Source organism: Mesorhizobium sp. M1E.F.Ca.ET.063.01.1.1 (assembly GCF_003998155.1).
GTDB lineage: Bacteria > Pseudomonadota > Alphaproteobacteria > Rhizobiales > Rhizobiaceae > Mesorhizobium.
The window spans coordinates 1-444 of sequence record NZ_RZSC01001621.1 but is presented as its reverse complement, the minus strand read 5'-3'; the positions used below and the strand labels follow the sequence as shown (position 1 = coordinate 444).

Annotated in this window: 1 protein-coding gene; it reads left to right on the top strand. The window is 59.9% G+C overall.

Translation table 11 applies throughout. From position 1 onward, the window contains the following. A partial coding sequence (locus tag EOA29_RS40085; protein WP_189479207.1) for a Spy/CpxP family protein refolding chaperone occupies positions 1 to 304 on the top strand: 304 nt, incomplete at its 5' end. Positions 305 to 444: the final 140 nt, after the last annotated feature.

Below are 444 nucleotides of genomic sequence, written 5' to 3'. Positions count from 1 at the left end.
GGCCTGGGATGAGCTTGCCGGCGTCATCCGTAGCACGGCCGAGGCACACAACGAGTTGATGCGCGGTATGATGCAGGAATTTCATGACGGTGACTTCCTGAAGAAGCCGTTGCCCGAGCGGCTCGCCTACCAGCAAACCCATCTCGAAGCACGCCTCGAACAGGTGAAATCGATCAGGGCGGCGGTTGAGAAACTGTACGCGACGCTGAGCGACCAGCAGAAGAAGGCAGCCGACGAGATCGTCCTGCCGATGATGGGCATGGGGCTGTCGGGCGGCTTCGGGCATGGAATGATGTTCAGATAGTCTCCATTCGCTGAAGGAGACATGGCCATAGAGAGCGGAGTGGGATATCCATCGTGCGAGCCGCCGATGCGGGCAATCTGCGCAGGAATCTGGCGCAACCTCGTCGTGTTTCGACTTCTGGGCTTTCTGGCGGCACTGGC